Here is a 24,119-nt window from a genome sequence, read left to right as displayed (position 1 = left end):
ACCTACCAATCGTCGTCATTTTTCGGGAGCTGGATCCATGGAGTTCGATCATCTCAAGGCCTTTGTGGCCGACCACGACAATTTCGAGATTCGCGTCATCAGCCACGCCGGCAGCCGCTACTATCAGCTCGAGCTGGAAGACGTGGAAGGGCAGCGCCATATGCTGTGCCGGCGCGGCAAGCCGGTGATGTTTCGCGCCCTCGACGACATCTACCTCGAGCTCAAGCGCGCCGGCATCCATCGCGCCTACCTGGTGCAGTACGTGGCCCACGACGAGATGATCGGGCGCGACGCCCACTATCATGACCCGCTGTCGTCGCGCATGCCGCTGGTTTTCTAGGCCTTCAGCGGCCCTTGCGCCGCGCCTGCCACCAGCGCCCCAGCCGCACCCGGCGGCGCGCGAACCAGCGATACCCCGCGTCCAACGCGCTTGCCAGCCCCGGTAGGCCGCTTATCCACACCAGCCGACGGTAGCCGAGCACCGCATACAGCGCACGGCTGGCATCCATCCCCACAAACCATTCGCCCGCTGCGTCGCGCAGATGCAGCCGACCCATCATTGTCTCGAAACTGCTGCCCAGCGCCTCGGCGTCGAAGCCGTCGGCCTGGATATCCACCAGTGCCACCCGGTCGCGACGCGGATGGCGCGCCAGCCACGCCACTTCGCGCTGGCATAGCGGGCAGTGCCCGTCGTGGAACAGCGTCACCGGTGAGCGGGCGGCGAGGGGGCGATGGCGTGACATCAAGAGGTCTCCTGGTGGTAGCCGGCGCGATGCGCCTGGTGCTGGGTGCCGCCGCCATAGCTCTCCTCGCCATCGAGGCGGGCAAGGAACGCCTCGGCCTGCTGACGGATGGCATCGCGCTTGGCGTCGGTCATGCGCCGCAGCGAGCCGTAGATCAGCGCCATGCGCGGGTTGTCGGAGAGCCGCTCGGCGTGGCGCTCGAGGAAGTGCCAGTAGAGGCTGTTGAGCGGGCAGGCGTGGGTACCGGTAATCTGCTTGGGATCGTAGCGACACTGGCGGCAGTGGTCGGACATGCGATCGATGTACTTGCCCGAGGCGCAGTAGGGCTTGGAGCCCATCAGGCCGCCGTCGGCGTGCAGCACCATGCCCAGGGTATTGGGCAATTCGACCCACTCGCAGGCGTCGGCGTAGACCGCCAGGTACCAGTCGCACAGCGCCTCGGGAGCGACGTCGCAGAGCAGCGCAAAATTGCCGGTGACCATCAGCCGCTGGATATGGTGGGCGTAGGCGTTGTCGCGGGTCATCTCGATAGCGCGTCTGAGGCAGCGCAGCTCGGTGTCGCCGCTCCAATAGAAATCTGGCAGCTGGCGCCGGGCAGCGAGGTGATTGCGGGTCTTGTAGGCGGGCATCTGGGTCCAGTAGAGACCGCGCACGTACTCCCGCCAGCCGAGGATCTGGCGAATGAAGCCCTCCACGGCGTTGAGCGGGGCGCGGCCCTCGTGGTAGGCGCGCTCGGCCGCCTCGCACACCTCGCGGGGCGACAGCAGGCCGATGTTGAGCGCCGGGGCGAGCCGCGAGTGGAATAGCCAGGGCTCGGCGTCGCTGATGGCGTCCTGGAAGCGGCCGAAGTCGGGCAGTGCGTTGGCCAGGAAGTGGCGCAGGTCGGCCAGCGCCTGGCGGCGTGTCACCGCCCAGTTGAAGCCCGTCAGGTCGCCAAAGTGGTCGTCGAAGTGCTCGGCCACCAGCGCCAGCACGTCGCGGGTGATGGTGTCGCGGCGATGCCGCGGCGGGGCGGGAGGCGCCGCATCGGCGGCGAGCGGCTGGCGGTTATCGTGGTCGAAGTTCCACTTGCCACCGGCCGGCTCGCTGCCCTCCATCAGCAGGCCGCTGCGGCGCCGCTGTTCACGGTAGAAGTACTCCATGCGCAGCGACTTGCGGCCCTCTGCCCAGGCGGCGAAGTCGTCTGGGGTGGTAAAAAAGCGCGTATCCTCGTGCAGCTGCCAGGGCAGGGCGGCGTCGCGGCGCGCCTGCATCGCCTGCCATAGCCGCCACTCCCCCGGGCGTACCGCCTGAATGCTGTCGCAGGCGTAGCGCTCGGCGAGGCGCTCGGCCTCGGCAATCAGGCTATGGGCATTGTCGTCGTCATCGAGCCGGCTGTAGTGCACGCTGACGCCGCGCTGGCGCAGCTCCTCGGCGAAGTGGCGCATGGCCGCCAGCATCATGGCGATCTTCTGCGGATGGTGCGGCACGTAGCGGCCTTCGTCTTTGACCTCGCACAGTGCCACCACGGCATTGGCCGGGGCGTCGCACAGGATGGCGAGGTCGTGGCTGAGCTGATCGCCGAGCACCAGCAGCAGGGGCTTGGACATGAATTGACCTGAAGTTATACAAATAATGCTGATAGTATAACCTGATTCTCCTCGGCGGCGAGCCGGATGCTAGAATCCCCTCGACGACTTCGATACCACTTAGGGCGACTGCGGTTACTTGGTGAAGGGCAAATCAGTTCCTAGCCCACCGTAGCGCGGCGACCCAATAAGGATGCCAATGCATGTCAGACAGTGATGTGAAACTCGACCAGCCGGGCCAGGGCCGGCTGGCCCATGCCGGACCCGACCACCCGCCGGTGGCCCGCGCCAAGATCGGCGTGGTGATCGCCAACCTGGGTACCCCCGACGCCACCGACTACTGGTCGATGCGCCGCTACCTCAATGAGTTTCTGTCCGACAAACGGGTCGTCGACTACGCCTCCTGGAAGTGGCAGCCGCTGCTGCAGGGTATCATCCTGACCAAGCGTCCGTTCAGCTCCGGCAAGGCCTACCGCAGCATCTGGAACGAGGAGAAAAACGAGAGCCCGCTGTTGACCATCACCCGCGACCAGACCGCTAAGCTCACCGCACGTCTCAAGACCGAGCTGGGCGACAAGGTGGTGGTGGATTTCTGCATGCGCTATGGCAACCCCTCCACCGACAGCGTGCTCACCCGGCTGCAGGCCCAGGGCTGCGAGAAGATCCTGTTCTTCCCGCTCTACCCTCAGTACGCCTCGCCGACCACCGCCACCGCCAACGACCAGGCCTTCCGCACCCTGATGAAGCTCAAGTGGCAGCCGGCGATTCGTACCGTGCCGGCCTACTTCGAGCACCCGGCCTACCTCGATGCCCTGGCGGCCTCGGTCAACGAAACCTATGCCGCCGCCGAGTCACGGCCGGATATCCTGGTGGCCTCCTACCACGGCGTGCCCAAGCGCTATCTGATGGAAGGCGACCCCTACCACTGCCAGTGCCAGAAGACCACGCGCCTGCTCAAGGAGCGGCTGGGCTGGGACGACAGCCAGATCGTCACCGCCTTCCAGTCGCAGTTCGGGCCCGAAGAGTGGGTTGGCCCGCCCACCGTCGACCACGTCGCCGAGCTGGCGCGCCAGGGCCACAAGCATATCGCGGTGGTCTCGCCGGCCTTCGCCTCCGACTGCGTGGAGACCCTCGAGGAGATCAACGAGGAGATTCGCGACAGCTTCCTCGAGGCCGGTGGCGAACACTTCACCTACGTGCCCTGCCTCAACGACCGCGACGACCATATCGAGGCGCTGGCGCAGGTGGCGCTTAACGAGCTCGGCGGTTGGATCTAAGTTTCCTCTAACGGCGCAGTCGCCAGCGGCGCTTCTGCCCCTCGCTGGCCGGGCGCCGCGGCCGTGGCGGGCGCGCTACCCGGCCCTGGCCGACGTCTTCGTCGCGTAGCTCGGGGGGCGAGCCGCGGGTGTCGCGGGTGTAGCGCAGGTGCATGTGCAGGCCGGTCTTGGCCAGCATATGGCCGGTGACCGGCGCGGTGATGAACAGGAACAGGGTAATCAGCAGCTCCTGAACGTGGAGGCCCGGCTGTACCACGCTGAAGTAGACCATCGACGCCATCAGGATGCAGCCGATGCCCAGGGTAGTGCCCTTGGTCGGCCCGTGCAGGCGCATGAAGAAGTCCTTGAACTGCAGCATGCCCAGCGAGCCGACGAAGGCGAACAGACCGCCGGCGATCAGCAGCAGGCCGATCAGCCATTCGAGAAATACGTAGAACGCCATGCCATGGCCCCCTATTCGATGATATCGCCGCGCAACAGGTAGCGGCAGATTGCCATGGTGCTGACGAAGCCGAGCATGGCGATCAGGATCGCCGCTTCGAAATAGACCTTGGTGTTGAGCCACAGCCCCAGCAGCACGATCAGCGCGATGCAGTTGACGTACATGGTATCGAGGGCCAGCAGCCGGTCGGGAATGTCGGGCCCGCGGGCCAGGCGCACCACGTTCATCGCCAGGGCGGCAACGATCAGCGCCAGGCTGATCCACAGCGCGGTATCTAGCATTCGAAGATCTCCTTGAGCGGCCGCTCGTAGCGGCTGCGAATCTCCTCGACCAGCGCCTGCTCGTCGTCGAGGTCGAGCACGTGGATCAGCAGCGACGAGCGGTCGAGGCGGATATTGGTCGAGACGGTGCCTGGGGTCAGGGTGATGGTATTGGCCAGCAGGGTAACGGTCAGCGGCTCACGTACCAGCAGCGGGTATTCGACGAAGCCCGGTCGCGGGGCGCGGCCGGGCTTGAGTATCAGGTAGCTGACCTCGACGTTAGCCTTGAGGATGTCCCACAGCACGCGGGCCACGAAGCGACACAGCGTCCAGGGTTTGCGCACCCGCGGTAGCGGATCCCACAGGCGCCGTATCAGCAGCGGGATGCCCACGGCCAGCACCGCGCCCAGTAGCAGCTGGCCGGGAGACAGGCTGCGCACCAGCAGCAGCCAGACTGCCAGCAGCACCAGCGACAGGGTTGGCGTTGGCAGCAGTCTGCCCAGCGATCTCATGGTCGTACTCCCGTGCCGGTGGTCGGTGGTGTCGAGACGACCTCGCTGCGACCCAACTGGGCGGCGGTAGCCTCGGCGTAGCCGCTGATTGGGCCGGCGAACAGCGTCAGCAGCGGCAGGCAGGCGAGCAGCCACAGCACCCCGGCGAGCTGCGCGGGGCGCACCCGCTGGTTGTCCGGCTTGCCCTTGTGGCTGGCCCAGAATAGCACCGAACCGGCCCGCGACAGCGCGATTAGCGCGGCCAGCGTGGCCAGCAGCAGTAGTGCCCACAGCCACAGGCCCTGCTCGCTTCCCGCCGCCTGCAGCAGCCACAGCTTGCCCAGCGCGCCGGACAGCGGCGGCAGGCCGACCATGCCGATGGCGGCGACCATGAATAGCCCGCCGAGCAGGCGCTGCTGGTTCAGGCGCCGCCCGCACACCAGCCGTGTGCCGGCCTGGCCGCGCTGGCGGTCGATCAGTTCGGCGATCAGGAACAGCGCGGCGGCGACCAGCGTCGAGTGCACCAGATAATAGAGCAGCGCCGCGTCGCTGGCGCGCTGGCCCATGCCGACGGCCGCCAGCAGGGCCCCCACCGAGACCAGTACCAGATAGGCGACCAGCATGCGCAGGTCGCGGGCGCCCAGCGCGCCGAGCGTGGCCAGCGCCAGGGTCGCCAGGCCGGCGACCCACAACCAGGTCTGGACCGGCGCACTGGCAGGTGTGCCGGCAAAGATCAGCGATTCCACGCGCAGCAGCGCATAGACACCGACCTTGGTCATGATCGCGAACAGCGCGGCCACCGGTGCCGGCGCGGCGGCATAGGTGCGCGGCAGCCAGAAGTAGAGCGGCAGCGCCGCGGCCTTGAGGCTGAACACCACCACCAGCAGCAGCGCGCCGGTGGTGGCCAGCGCCGCCTGGTCGCCGTCCAGTGCCGCCATGCGCTGGCCCATGTCGAGCATGTTGAGGGTGCCAGTGGCGCCGTAGAGAACGCCGAGCGCGATCAGGAACAGCGCCGAGCCGATCAGGTTGAGCACCACGTAGTGCAGGCCGGCGCCTACCCGAGCCTTGCCGCCGCCGTGCATCAGCAGCGCGTAGGAGGCCAGCAGCAGGATCTCGAAGAACACGAACAGGTTGAACAGGTCGCCAGTCAGAAAGGCGCCGTTGAGCCCCATCAGCTGGAGTTGGAAGAGACCGTGGAAGTGGCTGCCCTGGGCGTCCTCGCCGGAGCAGGCGAAGGCCACGCAGCCCAGCGCCAGTACCGCGGTGAGAAGCACCATCAGCGCTGCCAGGCGATCGAGGGTCAGCACGATGCCGAACGGTGCCTGCCAGTTGCCCAGCGCATAGAGGCGGATCTCGTCACTGCCGGCAAGCAGCACCAGCAGTGTGGCAAGCGCGACCAGCAGCAGCGTGGCTACGGTGCTGATCAGGCGCTGGCGCGCGTCGTCGAGGCGCAGGCCGAGCAGTACCAGCGCGGCCAGCATTGGCAGCAGGATCGGCAGGATAGGCAGGTGCTGGGCGATCATCGCGGTGGCTCCTCGTCGCCCTGCTTGCCGTCGACGTGGTCGTTGCCCAGTTCGCTGCGCGCGCGAATCGCCAGGATCACCATGAAGGCGGTCATGGCGAAGCCAATCACGATGGCGGTCAGCACCAGCGCCTGGGGCAGCGGGTCGCTGGGCGATAGCGACTCGCCGATCACCGGGGCGGCGTGGGTGTTGAGCCCGCCCATCGAGAACAGGAACAGGTTGACCGCATAGGAAAGCAGCGTCAGGCCGACGATCACCGGGAAGGTGCGGCCGCGCAGCATCAGGAACAGCCCGCAGGCGGTCAGGGTGCCGACCACCGCGGCGAATAGCGCTTCCATCAGTTCTCCTCCTCGATGCTGGGGCGATGCACGGTAGTCACGCGGCCCAGGTTGACCAGGATCATCAGGGTGGCGCCGACCACCGCCAGGTAGACGCCGAGATCGAACAGCAGCGCCGAGGCCAGCTCGATCTCGCCGATTAGCGGTAGCTGGAAGTGCCCGAACGTAGAGGTCAGGAAGGGGTAGCCAAACAGCCAGCTGGCGAGCCCGGTGGCAGTGGCAATGGCCAGCCCCGAGACGGCCACCAGCGGGTAGGAGAGCGGCAGCCGCTGGCGGGTCCAGTCGTAGCCACGCGCCAGGTACTGCAGCAGCAACGCCACGGCGGTAATCAGGCCGGCGATGAAGCCGCCGCCGGGCTGGTTGTGACCGCGCAGGAAGATATACGCCGACACCAGCAGCGCCAGCGGCAGCAGGATCTGGGCGATCACCGCCAGGATCATCGGATGGCGATGTCGCGACCAGTGAATGCCCTCGACGTTACCCGCCGGCATGAACAGTTTCATGCGGTTGAGCAGCTTGTAGGTGGCAAGCCCTGCCAGGGTCAGCACGGTGATTTCGCCGAAGGTGTCGAAGCCACGGAAGTCGACCAGGATTACGTTGACCACGTTGGTGCCGCCGCCGCCGGGTACGCTCTCGCGCAGGAAGAAGTCGGCGATGCTCTGGCTCTCGCGGGTCAGCAGCGCATAGTTAAGGCTGGCCACCACCAGTCCGCATAGGCCGGCCACCAGCAGGTCGCGCAGGATGCGCCGGGTCGAGACCCAGGGCGGCGGGCGCTGGGGCAGGAAGAACAGCGCCAGCATCAGCAGGATCATCGACACCACTTCCACCGACAGCTGGGTAAGCGCCAGGTCGGGGGCCGAGAAGCGCACGAAGGTCAGCGCCACGGAGAGCCCAACCACCGACAGCATCAGCAGCGACACCAGCCGCCAGCGGTGGCTCAGGGCACTGCCGATGGCGCCGAACACCATCAGCGCTGCCCCCAGTACCAGCATACCGTCGAGCGGCTGCACGCCGCGCTCGCCGGTGAGCCGCTCGACCTGGCTAAGCCCCAGCCCGGCCATGGCCACGGCGGTCAGCAGCAGCAGCGCCAGATAGCGCTGCAGCGAGCCGTTCTCGAGTTTGAGCGTCAGCCACAGGCTGGCCTTGGTCAGGCGGATCACCGCAGCCTCGAACAGCCAGCGCGCGTCGCGCCGCGGAAACAGTGCCACCAGCCGTGCCAGCTGGGGTTGGCGCATGGCGGCCAGCAGCCCGCCAAGCACCGCGATCAGGCTGATCGCCAGCGGCAGGCTGGGGCCGTGCCACAGGGCCAGGTCGAGCGCCGGCGTGGCGTTGCCCTGCACGGCCTGGCTGGCCAGCGTGACCAGCGGTGCGGCCAGGGTCATCGGCAGCAGGCCGACCAGCAAGCACAGGCCAGCCAGCAGCAGCCCCGGGGCGAGCATGCCGCGGGGCGGGTCGTGGGGTAGCGGCGCATCGCTCCTGTGGCGGCCAAAGAACACGCCATATGCCAGCCGCAGCGAGTAGCCCACCGAGAGCAGTGCGGCCAGCCCCACCAGTAGCGTGACCGCCGCGCCCAGGCCGCCGAACAGGCGGCTGTCGAGGGTCGCGGCGAGCAGCAGCTCCTTGGACAGGAAACCATTGAACGGCGGCAGGCCGGCCATGGCCGCGGCGGCCATCAGCGTCAGGGTGGCGGTCAGCGGCATGGCCCGGGCCAGGCCGCCGAGGTGGCCCAGGTCGCGAGTGCCGGTCTCGTGGTCGATGATGCCGGCGCTCATGAACAGCGCCGCCTTGAATAGGGCGTGATTGAGGACATGCAGCAGTGCGGCGGCGATCGCCAGCGGGCTGCCAAGGCCCAGCAGCAGGGTGATCAACCCCAGGTGGCTGATGGTCGAGAAGGCCAGGATGCCCTTGAGGTCGCGCTCGAAGAGCGCGAACCAGGCGCCGTAGAGCAGGGTGGCGAGGCCGATCAGCGACAGCGACAGTGCCCACAGCGAGGTGTCACCCAGCGCCGGGGTCAGGCGGGCCAGCAGGAAAACGCCGGCCTTGACCATGGTCGCCGAGTGCAGGAAGGCCGATACCGGCGTTGGCGCGGCCATCGCGTGGGGCAGCCAGAAATGCAGGGGGAACTGTGCCGACTTGGCGAAGGCGCCGAGCAGTACCAGCGCCACGATCAGCGGATAGTGGGGCGAGGCGCGCAGCGTATCGCCGGCGCTCAGCACGTCGCCCAGCGCCAGACTGCCGACCTCCTGGCCGATCAGCAGGATACCGGCCAGCAGCGCCAGGCCGCCGGTACTGGTTACCACCAGCGACATACGCGCGCCGCGCCGTGCATCGCTGAGCTTCGACCAGAAGCCGATCAGCAGGAAGGAGGCGAGCCCGGTAAGCTCCCAGAACAGCCACAGCAGCAGCAGGTTGTCGGCCAGCACGATGCCGAGCATGGCGCCCATGAACAGCAGCAGATAGGCAAGGAAGCGCGCGTCGGCCTCGTCGCGATGCAGGTAGTAGCCCGCATAGACGATGATCAGGCTGCCTAGGCCGAGAATCAGCAGCGCGAAAAGCAGCCCCAGGCCGTCCAGGCGCAGTGCCAGGTCGAGGCCCAGGGCCGGCATCCAGCTGAGCTGCACGTGCGGCATATCGCCGGCCAGCAAGTCGGGCAGCGTCAGGCCCAGCAGCAGCAGGGCCAGAAGCGGCGGAACCAGGGCTGTCAGGGTAAGCAGCAAGCGGCCACGCTGGGCGGCGAGCAGTGGCAGCAGACTGCCGGCCACGGGGGCGAGGAGAATCCAGAGCAGCGACATCGAGAATCGGTCCCGTCACAGCGGGGCACGCTTGGGGCGTTGCCGGTTGGGTTATTGTCGTGGCATAGCGACACCGGGAACAGTGCGCCAAGCGATAAATGTGCAGCAAAAACAGGGGGTAAGCGCACAGGGCAGAGAATTCTTCTAGCGCGATGTGCCGCTATTTCTTGCCAACTATCACGTTGATTCTATAGGCTTTACTCCCATCATTGTAGGCTTGCATGTCGCCCCGCAGTTAATCATTAGGCGTAGGATATTTATATCATTGCGCCACGTGCCGCCCTGCGAACGCGGGTGACGACGACCACAAGGAGAGACCCGCGTTATGCAACTAGCCGTGCTTTCAGGCTTCGTGCTGGCCGCTTTCGCCCCGCTGCTGCAGCGCTGGTGCGGCGCGCGAACCAGCCTGGTGCTTGCGCTCTATCCTGCCGCCCTGGCGCTGTGGCTGTTGACCCAACTGCCGGCGGTAATGGGCGGCGAGGTGCTGGTGTTCAGCCTGGAGTGGGTGCCGGCGCTGGGCATGAGCCTGACCTTCCTGCTCGATGGCCTGTCGATGCTGTTTGCGCTGCTGATCACGGTGATCGGTACCTTCGTGCTGATCTATGCCGGCGGCTATCTCAAGGGCCACCCCGACCTGGTGCGTTTCCATGTGGTGATCGTCGCCTTCATGGTGTCGATGCTGGGGCTGGTGCTGGCAGATGGCCTGATGACGCTGTTCGTGTTCTGGGAGCTGACCAGCATCACCTCCTATCTTCTTATCGGCTTCAACCACACCGATCTTGAGGCGCGCAAGTCGGCCCGCCAGGGGTTGTTCGTCACCGTCGGCGGTGGCCTGGCGCTGATGGCGGGGCTGGTGATGCTGGCGATTGCCGGCGACAGCTGGTCGCTGCAGGAGCTACTGAACGGCGGCGATGTGCTGCGCGAGCATGCCCTCTACCTGCCGATGCTGCTGTGCCTGCTGGGCGGCGCCTTCACCAAGTCGGCGCAGTTTCCGTTCCACTTCTGGCTGCCCAACGCCATGGCCGCCCCGACGCCGGTGTCGGCCTACCTGCACTCGGCGACCATGGTCAAGGCCGGCATCTACCTGCTGGCGCGGCTGCACCCCGGACTCGGCGGCACCGAGCTGTGGATCGGCATCCTGTCGGTGGTTGGTGCCCTGACCATGTTCACCGGCGCCTTCCTGGCGCTGCGTCACACCAATATCAAGAAGCTGCTGGCCTACTCGACGATCATGGCGCTGGGCACCTTGACCATGCTACTGGGCATTGGCACCGAGGGGGCGCTGATCGCCTTCGTCACCTTCCTGCTGGCCCACTCGCTGTACAAGGGGGCGCTGTTCATGGTCGCCGGTATCCTCGACCACGAGACCGGCACCAAGGATGTCACCGCCATGGGCGGGCTGCGTCGCCTGATGCCGGTCACCGCGCTGGTGGCCTGCATTTCGGCGCTGTCGCTGGCCGGGGTGCCGCCGCTGTTCGGCTTCATCGGCAAGGAGCTGATGTTCGAATCGGTGCTCGAAGCCGGCAGCTTCCGCGCCGTTATCTTCCTGCTCAGCTTTGCGGCGGCGATCTTCACCATCGCCGTGGCGGCCATCGTGGTGCTGCGGCCGTTCTTTGGCGAGCGCCGCGAAACGCCCAAGGCGGCCCATGAGGCGCCCAGCTCGATGCTCGCCGGGCCGGTGGGGCTGGCCATCCTGACGCTGGCGTTTGGCCTGCTGCCGGTGCTGGCTGGTACCGGCCTGCTTACCGCGGCGGCTTCAGCGGTGGCCGGCGAGCCGGTGACGGTGTCGCTGTCGCTGTGGCACGGCATCAACCTGCCGCTGATCATGTCGCTGGTCAGCCTGGCGCTGGGCTACCTGCTGTTCCGCCACTGGGATCGGGTGCGTGGCAACCTGGCGCGGCTCGACCCGCTGTTCGCCCACGGCCCCGAGGCCGGCTACGAGAACCTGATGGACGGCATCGTGCGGGTCTCCGAGTGGCAGACCCGGGTGCTGCAGAACGGCTACATGCGCAACTACATCATGGTGATGGTGGTGGTGCTGATCGCCCTGGTAGGCAATTCGCTGCTGCTGCGCCATGCCCCCGAGTTTGCTATCAGCTTCGACGTGCAGTTCCACGAGGCGGTGGTGGCCGGGCTGATGGTGGCCGGGGCGCTGTTCGCCTGTATCTCGCGCTCGCGGCTGGCGGCGGTGGCCTCGGTGGGTATCATGGGCTTCTGTATCGCGCTGATCTTCATCCTGTTCAGCGCCCCTGACCTGGGCATCACCCAGCTGCTGGTCGAGACCCTGACCGTGATCCTGCTGATTCTGGTGCTGTTCCGGCTGCCGCGCTTCGCCAGCCTGTCGACGCCGCTGGAACGGGTCCGCGACCTGGTGGTGGCGGGCTCGATGGGGGTGTTGATCATGCTGCTGATCCTAACCGTGGTGGCCAGCAACCAGTTCGTGCCGGTGTCCGGCTACATGATCGAGAACAGCGTGCCGCTGGCCCACGGTCGCAACATCGTCAACGTGATCCTGGTCGACTACCGCGCGCTGGATACGCTGGGCGAGATCTTCGTGCTGGCGCTGGCGGCGATCGGCGTGATCGCGATGCTCAAACTACGCGCGCCCAAGTCCGAGCCCAAGAACGGGGGCAAAGGAGCCAAGGAGTCTGCCGATGGTTAAGTCGGGTACCATCATCCTGAATACCGCCGCAAGGCTGCTGATGCCGCTGCAGCTGCTGTTCTCGGTGTTCCTGCTGCTGCGTGGCCACGATGAACCGGGCGGCGGCTTCATCGCCGGCCTGGTGGCGGCGGGCGCCTTCATCCTCTACCTGTTCGCCTTTGGCGTGAGTGCTACCAAGGAAGTGCTGCGCATGGTCGACCCCCGTGACCTGATCGGCCTGGGGCTGCTGCTGGGCACGCTGTCGATCCTGCCGGCCTGGTTCGTCGGCGAGCCATTCTTCACCGCCCAGTGGTGGGAGATTCCGGGCATCGACTTCAAGGCTTCGACGCCGCTGATCTTCGATATCGGCGTCTACCTGGCGGTGCTCGGCACCCTGCTGGCGGCGATCATGACGCTGATGGAGGTGGACAAGGATGAGCCTTGATCTCGTGACGCCGACGATTCACTCGCCGACGATTCACTCGCCGACTCTTCAGGAGGTGCCATGGAACCGCTGATGGCGCTCGCCATAGGCCTGCTCTACGCCACCGCAATCTACATGATGCTGCGGCGCTCGATCGTCAAGCTGGTGATCGGCCTGATGCTGCTCTCCAACGCCGCCAACCTGCTGATCTTCACCTCGGCAGGAATGACCCGCGGCGCGCCGCCGCTGATCCCCGAGGGCGCCCTGGCGCCGGCCGGCCAGGTGGCAGACCCCTTGCCCCAGGCGCTGGTGCTGACGGCGATCGTGATCGCCTTCGGCGTGCTGGCCTTCGCCGTGGTGCTGATTCGCCGCGCCTATGAAATCGTCAAGGCCGATGATCTGGACAAGATGAAGGATACCGACACGTGAGGCCCGAAGTCGCACTCCCCGTTATCATTCCGCTGCTGTCCGGTGCGCTGTCGCTGCTGTTCTGGCGCTCGCGGCCCATGCAGCGCTTCATCGCCGTGGCAGGTACCCTGGCGCTGCTGGTGGTTGGCCTGTGGCTGATTACCAGCGTCTCCCGCGAGGGCTATGTGGTCATCCACATGGGCAGCTGGCAGGCCCCCTACGGGATAAGTCTGGTGGCCGACATGCTCAGCGCCATCATGATCCTGCTGACCGGCATCATCGGCCTGGGGCTGGCGATCTATTCGCTCGCCTCCACCGGCCCCAATCACGAGAAGTTCGGTTTCTACCCGCTGATGCACCTGCTGCTGGCGGGGGTGGCCGGGGCCTTCCTGACCGGCGATATCTTCAACCTCTACGTGTGGTTCGAGGTGATGCTGGTGGCCTCCTTTGCGCTGTTGATCCTCGGCGGCGAGAAGGCGCAGATGGAGGGGGCGATCAAGTACGTGACCCTCAACCTGCTGGCCTCGGTGATCTTCCTGACAGCCATCGGCCTGACCTACGGCATGGTCGGCACCCTCAACATGGCCGATATCGGCCAGCGCCTGGCCGAAGCCGAAAACCAGGGCATGGTCGAGGTGCTGGCGGTGATGTTCATGATCGCCTTCGGCATCAAGGCCGCGGCCTTTCCGCTGTTCTTCTGGCTGCCGGCCTCCTATCACACGCCGCCGGTGGCGGTATCGGCGCTGTTCGCTGGGCTGTTGACCAAGGTCGGGGTCTACTCGCTGTTCCGCGTGTTCACCCTGATGTTTGACCAGACCATGGACTATGTGCAGGACATCCTGCTGTGGGGCGCGGCCTTGACCATGGTCACCGGGGTGCTGGGGGCGGCGGCGCAGTACGAGTTCCGGCGCATCCTGTCGTTCCATATCGTCAGCCAGATCGGCTACATGATCCTTGGGCTGGCGCTGTTTACGCCGCTGGCGCTGGCCGGCGGGATCTTTGCGATCATGCACAACATCATCGTCAAGACCAACCTGTTCCTGATCAGCGGCATTACCCACCGGCTGCAGGGCACCTACCAGCTCAAGAAGATGGGCGGGCTGTTCAAGGAGCGCCCGTGGCTGTCGGTGGCGTTCTTCCTGTCGGCCTTCTCGCTGGCCGGGGTGCCGCCGCTGTCGGGCTTCTTTGCCAAGTTCGTGATCGTGCGCGCCGGCATCGAGGCGGAGGCCTACGTGGTCACCGCGGTAGCACTGGCGGTGGGCCTGATGACCCTCTACTCGATGGTCAAGATCTGGAACGAAGTGTTCTGGAAAAAGCTGCCCGAGGACAACCTGGTGCCGGAAGCCTCTACGCCCAGCGGTGACGAGGGACGCCTGGTCAAGAGCTCGCTGGGGCTGATGTACCTGCCGGTGGCGATCCTGGCGCTGTTTGCGGTGCTGATCGGGGTCTTCGCGCAGCCACTGATGGAGATGATGCTGATGGCCGGCGAACAGCTGATGAATTCCCAGGGCTACATCGACGCGGTGCTGGGCGAGGATCAGGATGTGCTGTTGCGTGACGCCCTGGAGGTGAATCCATGACCGGTGCGATCTGGAACCTGCTGCTGGCGCTGGCCTGGGTCATCCTGGGCGGCGAGTTCACCGGCATCAACCTGGTGGTGGGGTTGATCTTCGGTTATGCCACCCTGGTGCTGATCGAGCCCCAAGTGCCGGCGCTCAAGGGCTACCCAGGGCGCGTGCCCAGGATCATCATGTTCATCGGCTTCTTCATCAAGGAGCTGATCATGGCCAACATGCGGGTGGCCTTCGATATCCTGACCCCGCCTTGGCACATGCAGCCGGGGGTGATCGCGATGCCGCTCAAGGCCGAGACCGAACTCGAGATCACCATGGTGGCCAACCTGATCTCGCTGACGCCGGGGACCCTGAGCCTGGATGTCTCCGATGACAAGCGGGTGCTCTACATTCACGCCATGTTCCTCGACAACGAGGAGGAGCTGCGCAAAAGCCTGCAAGAGATGGAGAGCCGAGCGCTGGCGCTGTTCCGTTGACCGCTCGACGCCCCTGTGAGGAGTGACCTTGGATACCGTGATCCTGATAAGCCAGGTGCTGATGGGCCTGGCGATGATTCTCGCCTTCGTACGCCTGGTGCGTGGTCCCAGCCTGCCCGACCGGGTGGTGGCGCTGGAACTGTTCGCCAGCATCATCGTCGGCCTGGTCGGCGTACATGCGATCAGCTCCGACCTGTCGAGCTTTCTCGATGCGGCGATCGTCATCGCGCTGATGGCGTTTCTGTCCGCCATCGGTTTCGCGCGCTTTCTGGAACGTGGAGGACCCCGCGATGATTGAAGTGATAAAGGGCACGCTGATCATCGTCGGCGCGCTGTTCATGCTGCTGGCATCGCTGGGCATCCTGCGCCTGCCGGATCTGCTGACGCGCATGCACGCCACTACCAAGGCAGCGGCCCTGGGTGTGATCCTGGTGATGCTGGCGGTCGCCATGCACTTCGCCGAAGTCGGCGTGGTGGCACGCGCCTTCGCCATCATCACCTTCATCCTGATGACCGCGCCGGTGGCCGCCCACGTGATTGGCCGTGCGGGCTACTTCGTCGGATCAAAGCTGTGGAGCGGCACGGTCAAGGATGAGCTCAAGCCCAACTACGACCCGCTGACCCACGAGCTCAAGAGCGGTCTTGAGACCGAGGCCAACGCCGCCCGGCAGCCCAAGAATACCGACAAACCCTGAACGCAGTACGCCCATGAGCGACAGCAGGGCCACCCGTAGGGGTGGCCCTTTTGCGTTGGGGGCAAGGCTGTCTTTTTATGTACATAGGGTGTAGATTTATATCACTGTTGTATAGGTGTTGGGTCTATAGGCACCGAGGCCCGCCTGGTTCAGGCGGCCAGTCCATCGGGCACCCCGGGTGCAAGCGAGTATTAGCATGCGTCGATCCGCCGATCTGCCATCCAAGCAGTGTGAGCAGTGCCAGCGACCTTACCAATGGCGACGCAAGTGGGCGCGCTGCTGGAACGAGGTGCGCTACTGCAGCGAGCGCTGCCGCCGCGAAGCACGTGTCGCCAGGAGGCAGGCATGAGCTGCGCCGTGGTATGGCTGCGTCACGACCTGCGGGTGGCGGACAATCCACTGTTCGGCGCGCTGGATGGCACCAGCTCGCTGGCCTGCGTCTATGTGCTGGATGCTCGTGAACTGCGCGACTGGGCGCCGCAGCAGGCCGCCAGCCGCTGCGGCCCGGCGCGATTGCGCTTCCTATGGCAGAGCTTGATGGCACTGCGTGGCGAGTTGCTCAAGCGCGGCAGTGACCTGCTGGTGCGCATCGGCGACCCGGCGGAGGTCGTCGCCGAGCTGGCACAGCGGCTGGCGGCCGACCGCGTGCTGGTGCGCGACGAGCCCGGCGTCGAGGAGCGCGCCCAGCTCGACAGGCTGACCCAGCGCCTGGACGACCGATGCCGGCTGCAGCGCTGCGAGTCGGGCATGCTGTTCGAGCGCGCCCAGCTAGCGTTTGGCGAGGATGGGCTACCGGCGACGTTCTCCGCCTTCCGGCGCCGAATGGAGCGTGACTGGCAGGTGCTGCCTCCTCGACCGGCACCGGTGACCCTGCCGCTGTGGCCGGACGGTGCACCGCGCGGCCTGCCGCCGCTCGACAAGGTCTGCAGCGTGGCGGCGGAGTGGCCTGCTGCCAGCATGGCGCTTGAGGGCGGTGAAGTGCCTGCTCATGAGCGGCTGAACCACTATCTCTGGGACAGCAATGCCATCGCCACCTACAAGGAAACCCGCAATGGGCTGCTGGGGGCGGATTTCTCGACGCGCTTTTCGCCGTGGCTCGCCCACGGCTGCCTGTCGGCCCGTCAGGTCCATGCCGAGGTGCGAGCCTGGGAGGCGGAGCATGGCGCCAACGAGTCGAGCTACTGGGTGATTTTCGAGCTGCTGTGGCGCGACTACTTTCACTGGGCCGCCTGGCAGGACGCTGCGACGCTATTCGGGGCGGCACAGCTGCCGACGCCCGGCGCCGAGGTGCTGGCCTGGTGCGAGGGCAGCACCGGCGTCCCCTTCATCGACGCCGCCATGCGCGAGCTGGCCAGCAGCGGCTGGCTCTCCAACCGCGCGCGTCAGAACGTGGCCAGCTTCCTGGTCAAGGATCTTGGCGCTGACTGGCGGCTGGGGGCGGCGTGGTTCGAGCACTGCTTGATCGACTACGATGTTGCCAGCAACTGGGGCAACTGGCGCTATGTGGCGGGGCTCGGTCGAGACCCGCGCCAGGGTCGCTACTTCAACGTGCTCAAGCAGGCGCGGCACTACGATCCCCAAGGCCACTACGTGGCCCATTGGTTGCCGTCGCTGGCGGAGCTGCCGGCGGGGCCGGCCCGCCATCAGCCTTGGCAGGCGGCCCCCGGGCGCTTTGCGGCGCCGCAGGTCGAGCCATCGGCCTGGCGTGAGTGGCGCATCCCGGCGTTGAGTGGTGCCGAGCCGGTGGAACCGGATGAGTGAGGCGCATGCCATGCTGCTGCAAGCCCGATTGACCACCCGGCTGGGCGCTGCAGGCCTGCTGCCTTTTGCCTTTACGCTGCTGATGGCCTGGGTGGCGCCCGCTGGCTGGCAAGCGTGGGCGATAAGCGCGTTTCTCTTCTATAGCGCGGTGATTCTATCGTTTCTTGGCGGCATCCAGTGGGGGGTGGCAATGACCCTGGATGCGCCCGAGGATGCAGCCTTTGCCTCGCGGATGCTGCGCAGCATGCTGCCCAGCCTGATCGCCTGGCCGGCGCTGCTGCTGCCTGACCTGGCCGCCACGCTGATCCTGCTGGCGGGATATCTGTTGATCCATGCCTATGAAGGTCAGCCGGCCAGCCGGGCGCGACTGCCTGGATGGTACCGGTCGCTGAGGCGCTCCCTGACGCTGTGCGTCGCCGGCGGGCATGTGTTGATGGCCCTGCGTCTCGTAATCGGCTGAACGCTGGCAAACGGGACTGGTTCCGCGGGCACTTCTGGGCGATGATCCCGGTCACAGACTGACTCATTTCGGAACTGCTGACAGGGATGGCCATGCGTAAGTTTTTCTACACTTCACTGGTGTTCACCATGCTTGCCGGCTGCCAGTCCGGCGCACAGCTGGCACCGCCCGCCGCCGCCGACGACGCCGAGACCCAGACCAGCGAGACCGCTACCGACAGCGGCACGGCATCGAGCAGCGGCGCATCGAGCAGCGATAATGGCGCCGAGCGCCCGGCCAGCTTCACGGCCTGGGTCGAGGCCTTCCAGCGCCATGCGCGCAGCGAAGGCATCTCCCAGGCGACCCTCGACGAAGCCTTTGCCGAGGTGCGTTACCAGCCGCGCATCATCGAGCTTGACCAGTCGCAGCCGGAGTTCGTGCGGCCGATCTGGGAATACCTCGACACCGCGGTCTCCTCGACGCGTATCAACCAGGGCCGCAACAAGCTCGCCGAGCATCGCGACACCGCTCGTGAGATGGAGCAGCGCTACGGCGTGCCGGCCGAGATCGTGGTGGCGATCTGGGGCATCGAGAGCAACTACGGCGGCAACTTCGGCAGTTTCTCGACCATCGACGCGTTGGCCACCCTGGGCTACGACGGTCGGCGCCAGAGCTTCGCCCGCGGCGAGCTGATGGCGGCGCTGCGCATCATCGAGCAGGGCGATATCGCCGCCGAGCAGATGGTCGGTTCCTGGGCCGGTGCCATGGGCCACACCCAGTTCATCCCCTCGAGCTTCGAGGCCTATGCCGAGGATGGCGACGGCGATGGGCGGCGCGATATCTGGGGCAGCATTCCCGACGTCATGGCCTCTACCGCCAACTATCTGGCGCGGGCCGGCTGGCAGCGCGGCCAGCCGTGGGGCGTCGAGGTCGGGCTGGGTAGCGGCTTCGACTACTCCCAGGCCGACGATACGCGCTTGAGCAGTGCGCAGTGGGCCGAGCGCGGCGTGCGCCCGGTGAACGGTGGCAGCCTGCCGACGTTCAGCGAGGCGGCGGTGGTGGTGCCGGCGGGGGCCAGCGGACCGGCGTTCCTGGTCGGCCCCAACTATCGGGCGATCCTGCGCTACAACAACGCCACCAGCTATGCGCTGGCGGTGGGCACCCTGGCCGATCAGATCGCCGGGCGCAGCGGTGTGGTGCAGGGCTGGCCGCGCAGCGAGCAGCCGTTGACGCGCAGCCAGGTGCGCGAACTTCAGCAGCGCCTCAACGCCGCCGGCTTCGATACCGGTACCCCGGATGGCGTGTTCGGCCCCAACACCCGCAGCGGGCTGCGCAGCTATCAGCGCGCCGAAGGACTGGTGCCGGATGGCTTTGCGACCGTCAGCCTGCTGGAGCGGCTGCAGCGCCGCTAGGCCGCATCGACGTCCTGCGCATCGGCGCTCAGCCGAGCCGCGCGAGCAGCGCCACCACCGCGGTCTCGACGCGCAGGATGCGAGGCCCCAGGTGGATGCCCTCGCAGCCGGCGGCCAGCAGCTGCTCGACCTCGTAGGGGATGAAACCGCCCTCGGGGCCGACCAGCAGGGTGGCGGGCGCTTCAAGGCCCCGCGGGCACGCCGCTGGCATGCCGGGATGCGCCAGCAGGGCTCTGCGCCCGGCGATGTCATCGGCTAGGCAATCCTCGACGAAGGGCTTGAAGCGGGTCGCCAGGCGCACCTCGGGAAGCACGGTGTCGCGGGCCTGCTCGAGGCCCAGCAGCAGGTGCTGATGGATCTTGTCGGGGTGCAGCTCCGGCGACTGCCAGTAGCTCTTCTCGACGCGCCGGGTATGCAGCAGGGTGATGCGCTTGACGCCCAGCGCGGTGACGTGTTCCAGGCTGCGGGCCAGCATGCGCGGGCGCGGCAGGGCCAGGATCAACTCGATGTCCAGCGCCGGAGGCGGCGGCTGGTCGAGCGCGTCGCACTCGAACCAGGCGCCCTCGGCGTCGAGCCGGGCCAGGCGGCCGCGGCCGATACCGCCGCCGAGCCGGCCCAGGGTCAGTTCGTCGCCGGGGGTGGCGCGGTGCACCTCGCGCAGGTGGCGCAGGCGTCGCGGGTCGCCGATGTGCGCCTGGCCATCGGCCTGCCATTCGTCGGCTTCGAGCAGTATCAGATTCATCGTGTCTCTTGATCAAGGCTGGCTGGCAGCCGGTAGTCTACCCCAGCGTGGGCGAGTTTCGTTTGCATGGTCGGCCAGCCGGTGCACAATACCCGTAACAATGGATAAAGGAGCAGCGCCGTGCGCGTGATTCGCAAGTATGCCAACCGCCGTCTCTACGATACCGAGCAGAGCCGCTATGTGACCCTCGAGGACCTGCGTGGGTTGATTCTCGACGAGGTGCCGTTTCGCGTCGAGGATGCCAAGAGCGGCGAGGATCTGACGCGGACCATCCTGCTCTCGATCATCATCGAGCAGGAGCAGGCCGACGGCGAGTCGGAGGTGTTCTCCAATGACCTGCTGGAGCAGCTGATCCGGGTCTATGCCATGTCCCAGCCGCTGCCGTTGGCGCGCTATCTGGAGCAGGGCACGCGGTTGATGATGGAGCAGCAGCAGCGCATGCAGGATCAATGGCAGCAGGCCATGCGCCATTCACCGATGGAATTGATGCGCGAGCTGGCCGAGGAGAACATGCGCTTCTGGCAGCAGACCATCAACCAGGGCCAGCAGCGCAAGGACGACGAGGAGTAATGGCGGCCGACAGCCTGCCAGGCTTCTGGCATACTGTCGGCCCAAAATCTTTCCCATCCTGCGTATCAATCTGTCGAGCAAGGTCTGTAGATGAAGGTTCTGATCATCGGCGGCGGTGGCCGCGAACACGCCCTGGCCTGGAAGGTCGCCCAGTCTCCTGCCGTGGAGCGGGTCTTCGTGGCGCCGGGCAATGCCGGTACGGCCGGCGAGCCCAAGCTCGAAAACGTCGCGTTGGCGGCCGATGATCTGGCTGGGCTCGAGGCATTTGCCCGCCAGCAGGCCATCGAGCTGACCATCGTGGGTCCCGAGGCGCCGCTGGTCGAGGGCGTGGTCGATCGCTTCCAGGCCGCTGGGCTGGCCATCTTCGGGCCCAGCCGGGCCGCCGCCCAGCTCGAGGGCTCGAAGTCCTTCACCAAGGACTTCCTGGCGCGCCATGCGATTCCCACCGCCGACTACGCCACCTTCACCGAGATAACCCCGGCGCTGGCCTACCTGGCCGAGAAGGGCGCGCCGATCGTGATCAAGGCCGACGGCCTGGCGGCCGGCAAGGGCGTGATCGTGGCCATGAGCGAGGCCGAGGCCGAGGCGGCGATCCGCGATATGCTCGAGGCCAACGCCTTCGGCGATGCCGGTGCGCGGGTGGTGATCGAGGAGTTCCTCGACGGCGAGGAGGCCAGCTTCATCGTCATGGTCGACGGCAAGCACGTGCTGCCGATGGCCACCAGCCAGGATCACAAGCGCGCCTTCGACGGCGATACTGGCCCCAACACGGGCGGCATGGGTGCCTACTCGCCGGCACCGGTGGTCACTCCGGCGGTCTATGAGCGCATCATGGCGCAGGTCATTGCTCCCACCGTCGAGGGCATGGCCGCCGAGGGCCACCCCTATGTGGGCTTCCTGTATGCCGGCCTGATGATCGACGCCGAGGGCAACCCCAAGGTGATCGAGTACAACTGCCGCTTCGGCGATCCCGAGACCCAGCCGATCATGCTGCGCCTGCAGTCCGACCTGGCGGCGCTGTGCCTGGCCGCGACCCGCGGCGAACTGGACACGGCGCGCTGCGAGTGGGACTCGCGTGCGGCGGTGGGCGTGGTGCTGGCCGCCGGCGGCTACCCGGGGGAGTATCGCAAGGGTGACGTGATCGATGGCCTCGAGGCCGCCGAGCAAACGGGCTGCAAGGTCTTTCACGCCGGCACCGCCAGCGACGCCGAGGGGCGCGTGGTGACCAGCGGCGGCCGGGTGCTGTGTGTCACCGCGCTGGGCGACAGCGTCTCCCAGGCGCGGGATCTGGCCTACCGCGGCGCGGCGGCCATCGACTGGCCCGAGGTGCTGCTGCGTCGCGATATCGCCTATCGTGCCATTGCCCGCGAGGCATGAATGGCGTCATCCTGAACGCTTCGCTTGCCGGCACTCCAGCTGCCGCTGACAACAACAACCGGAGAGGCCCATGATGATTGCTGCCACCCGGCACTTACGCCGTCACTCCAGCGCGGGGCGCGACTGATGTCCCGCGAGTACCCGGTGATCGCGGTGACTGGCTCCTCGGGGGCCGGCACCACCACGGTGCGGCGCACCTTCGAGCGCATGTTCGCCCGCGAGGACGTGCATGCCGCCTTCGTCGACGGCGATGCCTTCCACCGCTATACCCGCGATGAGCTGGCGCGGATGTTTCGCGAGGAACCGGAGCGCACCGACGAGCTGTCGCACTTCGCCGTCGAGGCCAACCTGCTCGATCGCCTCGAGACGCTGCTGCAGGAGTATGGCGAGCAGGGTACCGGTACCTACCGGCACTATATCCACGCCGAAGACAAGCGCATGGTCGAGGCCGGCCATCAGGTCGGCACCTTCACCGATTGGCAGCCGCTGCCCTGCGGCACCGACCTGCTGTTCTACGAAGGGCTGCACGGTGGCCTGGTGACCGCCGATCTGGATATCGCCCGCCACGTCGATCTGCTGGTGGGGGTCGCGCCGACCATGAACCTGGAGTGGATACAGAAGATCGACCGCGATACCAAGCTGCGCGGCTACTCCCAGGAGGCGGTGATCGACACCATCCTGGGGCGCATGCACGACTATGTACGCTATATCCAGCCGCAGTTCTCGCGCACGCATATCAATTTCCAGCGTGTGCCGACCGTGGATACCTCCAACCCCTTCGAGGTGCAGGATATCCCCACCGACGCCGAGTCGTTCGTGGTGATCCGCTTCCGCGACCCCTCGGCGGTGGATTTTCCCTACCTGCTGGCGATGATTCAGGACGCCTTCATGAGCCGCCCGCACACCTTGGTGGTGCCCGGTTCGCGGATGCCGCTGGCCATGGAGCTGATTCTCGCCCCGCTGTTGCGCCACCTGCTCGCCCAGCGGCGCTTTCGTTGACCGAACCTTTGCCAGGAGTCGCCCATGTCTACGCTGTTCAGCAAGATTATCGCGCGCGAAGTACCCGCCGATATCGTCTATGAAGACGATCAGGTGCTGGCCTTCCACGACATCAACCCCCAGGCCCCGACGCATATCCTGATCATCCCCAAGAAGCCGATCGCCACCCTCAACGATCTCACCGAGGAGGATCAGGCGCTGGTCGGGCGCCTGCCGCTGGTGGCCGCCAAGCTGGCCAAGCAGCTGGGATTTGCCGAAGAGGGCTATCGGGTAGTGATGAACTGCAATGAAAATGGCGGCCAGACGGTCTACCATATACATATGCACCTGATGGGCGGTCGCCGCTTCACTTGGCCGGCTGGCTAGCCGGCGCTCCGCGGACTCCGCGCCACCAGCAAGCGCTGCGACGCATCGGTGCATACCTTTCGTAACTGCAGTAACGGACGGCCGCCCTTGGGCGGCCGTCTGCTGCGTGGCCAAGGCCATCATTCCTGCCAGGAGGCATCCACCATGTCACGCCCACTCTCCACCACCGACCAGTGGATCGGCCAGTTCGATAGCGTGCTGCGCACCCTGGTGCCCCACGCCGCCCAGCCCGCGCGGCCGTCGCCGGCTGGCGAGCTGCCCGAGGCGTCGCTCAGCGAGGCCGAGCGCGAGCATACGGTGGGCCTGATGCGTATCAATCACACCGGCGAGGTGTGCGCCCAGGCGCTCTATCAGGGGCAGGGCCTGACCGCCAAGCTACCCGACACCCGCGAGCAGATGGAGCGCGCCGCCCAGGAGGAAATCGACCACCTGGCCTGGTGCGATGCGCGCCTGCAGGAACTCGATGGCCGTACCAGCCTGCTCAATCCGCTGTTCTACGCCGCTTCCTTCGGCTTGGGGGCGATGGCTGGGGCGGTGGGCGACCGGGTCAGTCTGGGTTTCGTGGCCGCCACCGAGGAGCAGGTCGGCAAGCACCTCGACGAGCACCTGAACGAGCTGCCCGCGGCGGATCGCCGCTCGCGGGCGATCCTCGAGAAGATGCGCGAGGACGAGGCGCACCACGAGCGCTGGGCACTGGAGGCCGGCGGTGCGCGCTTTCCGCTACCGGTCAAGCTGGGCATGCGGCTGGTCTCCAAGGCCATGACCCAGAGCGTCTACAGGATTTAACCGGCGGCTCTGGCA

General features: G+C 66.6%; 27 protein-coding genes. 18 read left to right on the top strand and 9 right to left on the bottom strand.

The annotated features are described in order from the left end of the window. The first annotated feature begins 37 nt into the window (after positions 1–37). Complete coding sequence (locus tag QC821_RS05045) at positions 38–340, top strand: DUF6482 family protein (RefSeq protein ID WP_095621717.1); 303 nt, start codon at positions 38–40, stop codon at positions 338–340. Between the two features lie 4 nt (positions 341–344). Here the strand turns inward: QC821_RS05045 and QC821_RS05040 are convergent, their stop codons facing one another. After that, positions 345–743 (bottom strand): thiol-disulfide oxidoreductase DCC family protein, encoded by a 399-nt coding sequence (locus QC821_RS05040; RefSeq protein ID WP_309717892.1) that lies wholly within the window; start codon positions 741–743, stop codon positions 345–347. Continuing rightward, a complete protein-coding gene (locus tag QC821_RS05035; protein ID WP_309717889.1) occupies positions 743–2,332 on the bottom strand; it encodes a cryptochrome/photolyase family protein in 1,590 nt (529 codons plus the stop codon). The genes QC821_RS05040 and QC821_RS05035 overlap by 1 nt, the downstream gene beginning before the upstream one ends. A gap of 182 nt (positions 2,333–2,514) precedes the next feature. On the opposite strand from QC821_RS05035, the gene hemH reads away from it, so the two are divergent. Further along, positions 2,515–3,588: a ferrochelatase gene (gene hemH, locus QC821_RS05030; RefSeq protein ID WP_309717886.1), complete on the top strand. Its 1,074-nt coding sequence runs from the start codon at positions 2,515–2,517 to the stop codon at positions 3,586–3,588. A gap of 7 nt (positions 3,589–3,595) precedes the next feature. Here hemH and QC821_RS05025 read toward each other — a convergent pair whose 3' ends face one another. The 6 genes from QC821_RS05025 to QC821_RS05000 are packed head-to-tail and all read right to left on the bottom strand — an operon-like array spanning position 3,596 to position 9,434. Beyond that, positions 3,596–4,030, bottom strand: a complete 435-nt coding sequence (locus QC821_RS05025; RefSeq protein ID WP_163500765.1) for a Na+/H+ antiporter subunit G — start codon at positions 4,028–4,030, stop codon at positions 3,596–3,598. Between the two features lie 11 nt (positions 4,031–4,041). Continuing rightward, positions 4,042–4,311: a K+/H+ antiporter subunit F gene (locus QC821_RS05020; protein WP_095621722.1), complete on the bottom strand. Its 270-nt coding sequence runs from the start codon at positions 4,309–4,311 to the stop codon at positions 4,042–4,044. After that, positions 4,305–4,802: a Na+/H+ antiporter subunit E gene (locus QC821_RS05015; RefSeq protein ID WP_309717878.1), complete on the bottom strand. Its 498-nt coding sequence runs from the start codon at positions 4,800–4,802 to the stop codon at positions 4,305–4,307. The genes QC821_RS05020 and QC821_RS05015 overlap by 7 nt, the downstream gene beginning before the upstream one ends. Beyond that, on the bottom strand, positions 4,799–6,304 hold the full coding sequence (locus tag QC821_RS05010) for a monovalent cation/H+ antiporter subunit D (RefSeq protein ID WP_422719865.1): 1,506 nt from the start codon (positions 6,302–6,304) through the stop codon (positions 4,799–4,801). Before QC821_RS05010 ends, QC821_RS05015 begins: the two co-directional genes overlap by 4 nt. Then, on the bottom strand, positions 6,301–6,642 hold the full coding sequence (locus QC821_RS05005) for a Na+/H+ antiporter subunit C (protein WP_095621724.1): 342 nt from the start codon (positions 6,640–6,642) through the stop codon (positions 6,301–6,303). The genes QC821_RS05010 and QC821_RS05005 overlap by 4 nt, the downstream gene beginning before the upstream one ends. Beyond that, on the bottom strand, positions 6,642–9,434 hold the full coding sequence (locus QC821_RS05000; RefSeq protein WP_309717872.1) for a monovalent cation/H+ antiporter subunit A: 2,793 nt from the start codon (positions 9,432–9,434) through the stop codon (positions 6,642–6,644). Before QC821_RS05000 ends, QC821_RS05005 begins: the two co-directional genes overlap by 1 nt. Positions 9,435–9,759: 325 nt before the next feature. Between QC821_RS05000 and QC821_RS04995 the strand changes: the two genes are divergently transcribed. From QC821_RS04995 to QC821_RS04945, 11 genes are all read left to right on the top strand, one after another. After that, complete coding sequence (locus QC821_RS04995; protein WP_309717869.1) at positions 9,760–12,096, top strand: putative monovalent cation/H+ antiporter subunit A; 2,337 nt, start codon at positions 9,760–9,762, stop codon at positions 12,094–12,096. Beyond that, on the top strand, positions 12,089–12,520 hold the full coding sequence (locus tag QC821_RS04990; RefSeq protein ID WP_309717866.1) for a Na+/H+ antiporter subunit B: 432 nt from the start codon (positions 12,089–12,091) through the stop codon (positions 12,518–12,520). The genes QC821_RS04995 and QC821_RS04990 overlap by 8 nt, the downstream gene beginning before the upstream one ends. 60 nt (positions 12,521–12,580) lie before the next feature. Next, positions 12,581–12,928, top strand: coding sequence for a Na+/H+ antiporter subunit C (locus QC821_RS04985; protein ID WP_076746539.1), 348 nt, complete (start codon positions 12,581–12,583; stop codon positions 12,926–12,928). Next, positions 12,925–14,487: a Na+/H+ antiporter subunit D gene (locus tag QC821_RS04980; RefSeq protein ID WP_309717861.1), complete on the top strand. Its 1,563-nt coding sequence runs from the start codon at positions 12,925–12,927 to the stop codon at positions 14,485–14,487. The genes QC821_RS04985 and QC821_RS04980 overlap by 4 nt, the downstream gene beginning before the upstream one ends. Continuing rightward, positions 14,484–14,957, top strand: a complete 474-nt coding sequence (locus QC821_RS04975; RefSeq protein ID WP_309717859.1) for a Na+/H+ antiporter subunit E — start codon at positions 14,484–14,486, stop codon at positions 14,955–14,957. The genes QC821_RS04980 and QC821_RS04975 overlap by 4 nt, the downstream gene beginning before the upstream one ends. 28 nt (positions 14,958–14,985) lie before the next feature. Then, complete coding sequence (locus QC821_RS04970) at positions 14,986–15,255, top strand: MrpF/PhaF family protein (RefSeq protein WP_076746542.1); 270 nt, start codon at positions 14,986–14,988, stop codon at positions 15,253–15,255. Beyond that, positions 15,248–15,652 carry a monovalent cation/H(+) antiporter subunit G gene (mnhG, locus tag QC821_RS04965; protein ID WP_309717850.1) on the top strand — a complete coding sequence of 135 codons (405 nt, stop codon included), beginning with the start codon at positions 15,248–15,250 and terminating at the stop codon, positions 15,650–15,652. The genes QC821_RS04970 and mnhG overlap by 8 nt, the downstream gene beginning before the upstream one ends. 196 nt (positions 15,653–15,848) lie before the next feature. Next, positions 15,849–16,001: a DUF2256 domain-containing protein gene (locus QC821_RS04960; protein WP_309717847.1), complete on the top strand. Its 153-nt coding sequence runs from the start codon at positions 15,849–15,851 to the stop codon at positions 15,999–16,001. After that, positions 15,998–17,413, top strand: a complete 1,416-nt coding sequence (locus QC821_RS04955; RefSeq protein WP_309717844.1) for a DASH family cryptochrome — start codon at positions 15,998–16,000, stop codon at positions 17,411–17,413. The genes QC821_RS04960 and QC821_RS04955 overlap by 4 nt, the downstream gene beginning before the upstream one ends. Positions 17,414–17,423: 10 nt before the next feature. Continuing rightward, a complete protein-coding gene (locus tag QC821_RS04950) occupies positions 17,424–17,873 on the top strand; it encodes a DUF3429 domain-containing protein (protein ID WP_309717841.1) in 450 nt (149 codons plus the stop codon). A 92-nt stretch (positions 17,874–17,965) separates the two neighbouring features. Next, positions 17,966–19,264, top strand: a complete 1,299-nt coding sequence (locus QC821_RS04945) for a lytic murein transglycosylase (protein WP_309717838.1) — start codon at positions 17,966–17,968, stop codon at positions 19,262–19,264. Between the two features lie 28 nt (positions 19,265–19,292). On the opposite strand, the gene QC821_RS04940 is transcribed toward QC821_RS04945, so the two are convergent. Then, positions 19,293–20,006 carry a 16S rRNA (uracil(1498)-N(3))-methyltransferase gene (locus tag QC821_RS04940; RefSeq protein ID WP_309717836.1) on the bottom strand — a complete coding sequence of 238 codons (714 nt, stop codon included), beginning with the start codon at positions 20,004–20,006 and terminating at the stop codon, positions 19,293–19,295. A gap of 120 nt (positions 20,007–20,126) precedes the next feature. Between QC821_RS04940 and phaR the strand changes: the two genes are divergently transcribed. The 5 genes from phaR to coq7 all read left to right on the top strand — a co-directional run bounded on the left by phaR (position 20,127) and on the right by coq7 (position 24,104). Continuing rightward, complete coding sequence (gene phaR / locus QC821_RS04935) at positions 20,127–20,576, top strand: polyhydroxyalkanoate synthesis repressor PhaR (RefSeq protein WP_076746549.1); 450 nt, start codon at positions 20,127–20,129, stop codon at positions 20,574–20,576. A 90-nt stretch (positions 20,577–20,666) separates the two neighbouring features. Continuing rightward, the gene (gene purD / locus QC821_RS04930) at positions 20,667–21,953 is read left to right on the top strand and encodes a phosphoribosylamine--glycine ligase (protein WP_309717829.1); all 1,287 of its coding nucleotides are present in this window, start codon (positions 20,667–20,669) and stop codon (positions 21,951–21,953) included. A gap of 126 nt (positions 21,954–22,079) precedes the next feature. Continuing rightward, positions 22,080–22,952 carry a phosphoribulokinase gene (locus QC821_RS04925; RefSeq protein WP_095621737.1) on the top strand — a complete coding sequence of 291 codons (873 nt, stop codon included), beginning with the start codon at positions 22,080–22,082 and terminating at the stop codon, positions 22,950–22,952. 24 nt (positions 22,953–22,976) lie between these two features. Further along, a complete protein-coding gene (locus QC821_RS04920; protein ID WP_309717823.1) occupies positions 22,977–23,318 on the top strand; it encodes a histidine triad nucleotide-binding protein in 342 nt (113 codons plus the stop codon). A 144-nt stretch (positions 23,319–23,462) separates the two neighbouring features. Next, positions 23,463–24,104, top strand: coding sequence for a 2-polyprenyl-3-methyl-6-methoxy-1,4-benzoquinone monooxygenase (gene coq7 / locus QC821_RS04915; protein ID WP_309717820.1), 642 nt, complete (start codon positions 23,463–23,465; stop codon positions 24,102–24,104). The last annotated feature ends 15 nt before the right edge of the window (positions 24,105–24,119 follow it).

The sequence above is a fragment of the Franzmannia qiaohouensis genome (assembly GCF_031451695.1).
In the GTDB taxonomy this organism is placed as follows: Bacteria; Pseudomonadota; Gammaproteobacteria; order Pseudomonadales; family Halomonadaceae; genus Franzmannia; species Franzmannia qiaohouensis.
This window is presented reverse-complemented; position numbering and strand designations above follow the sequence as displayed.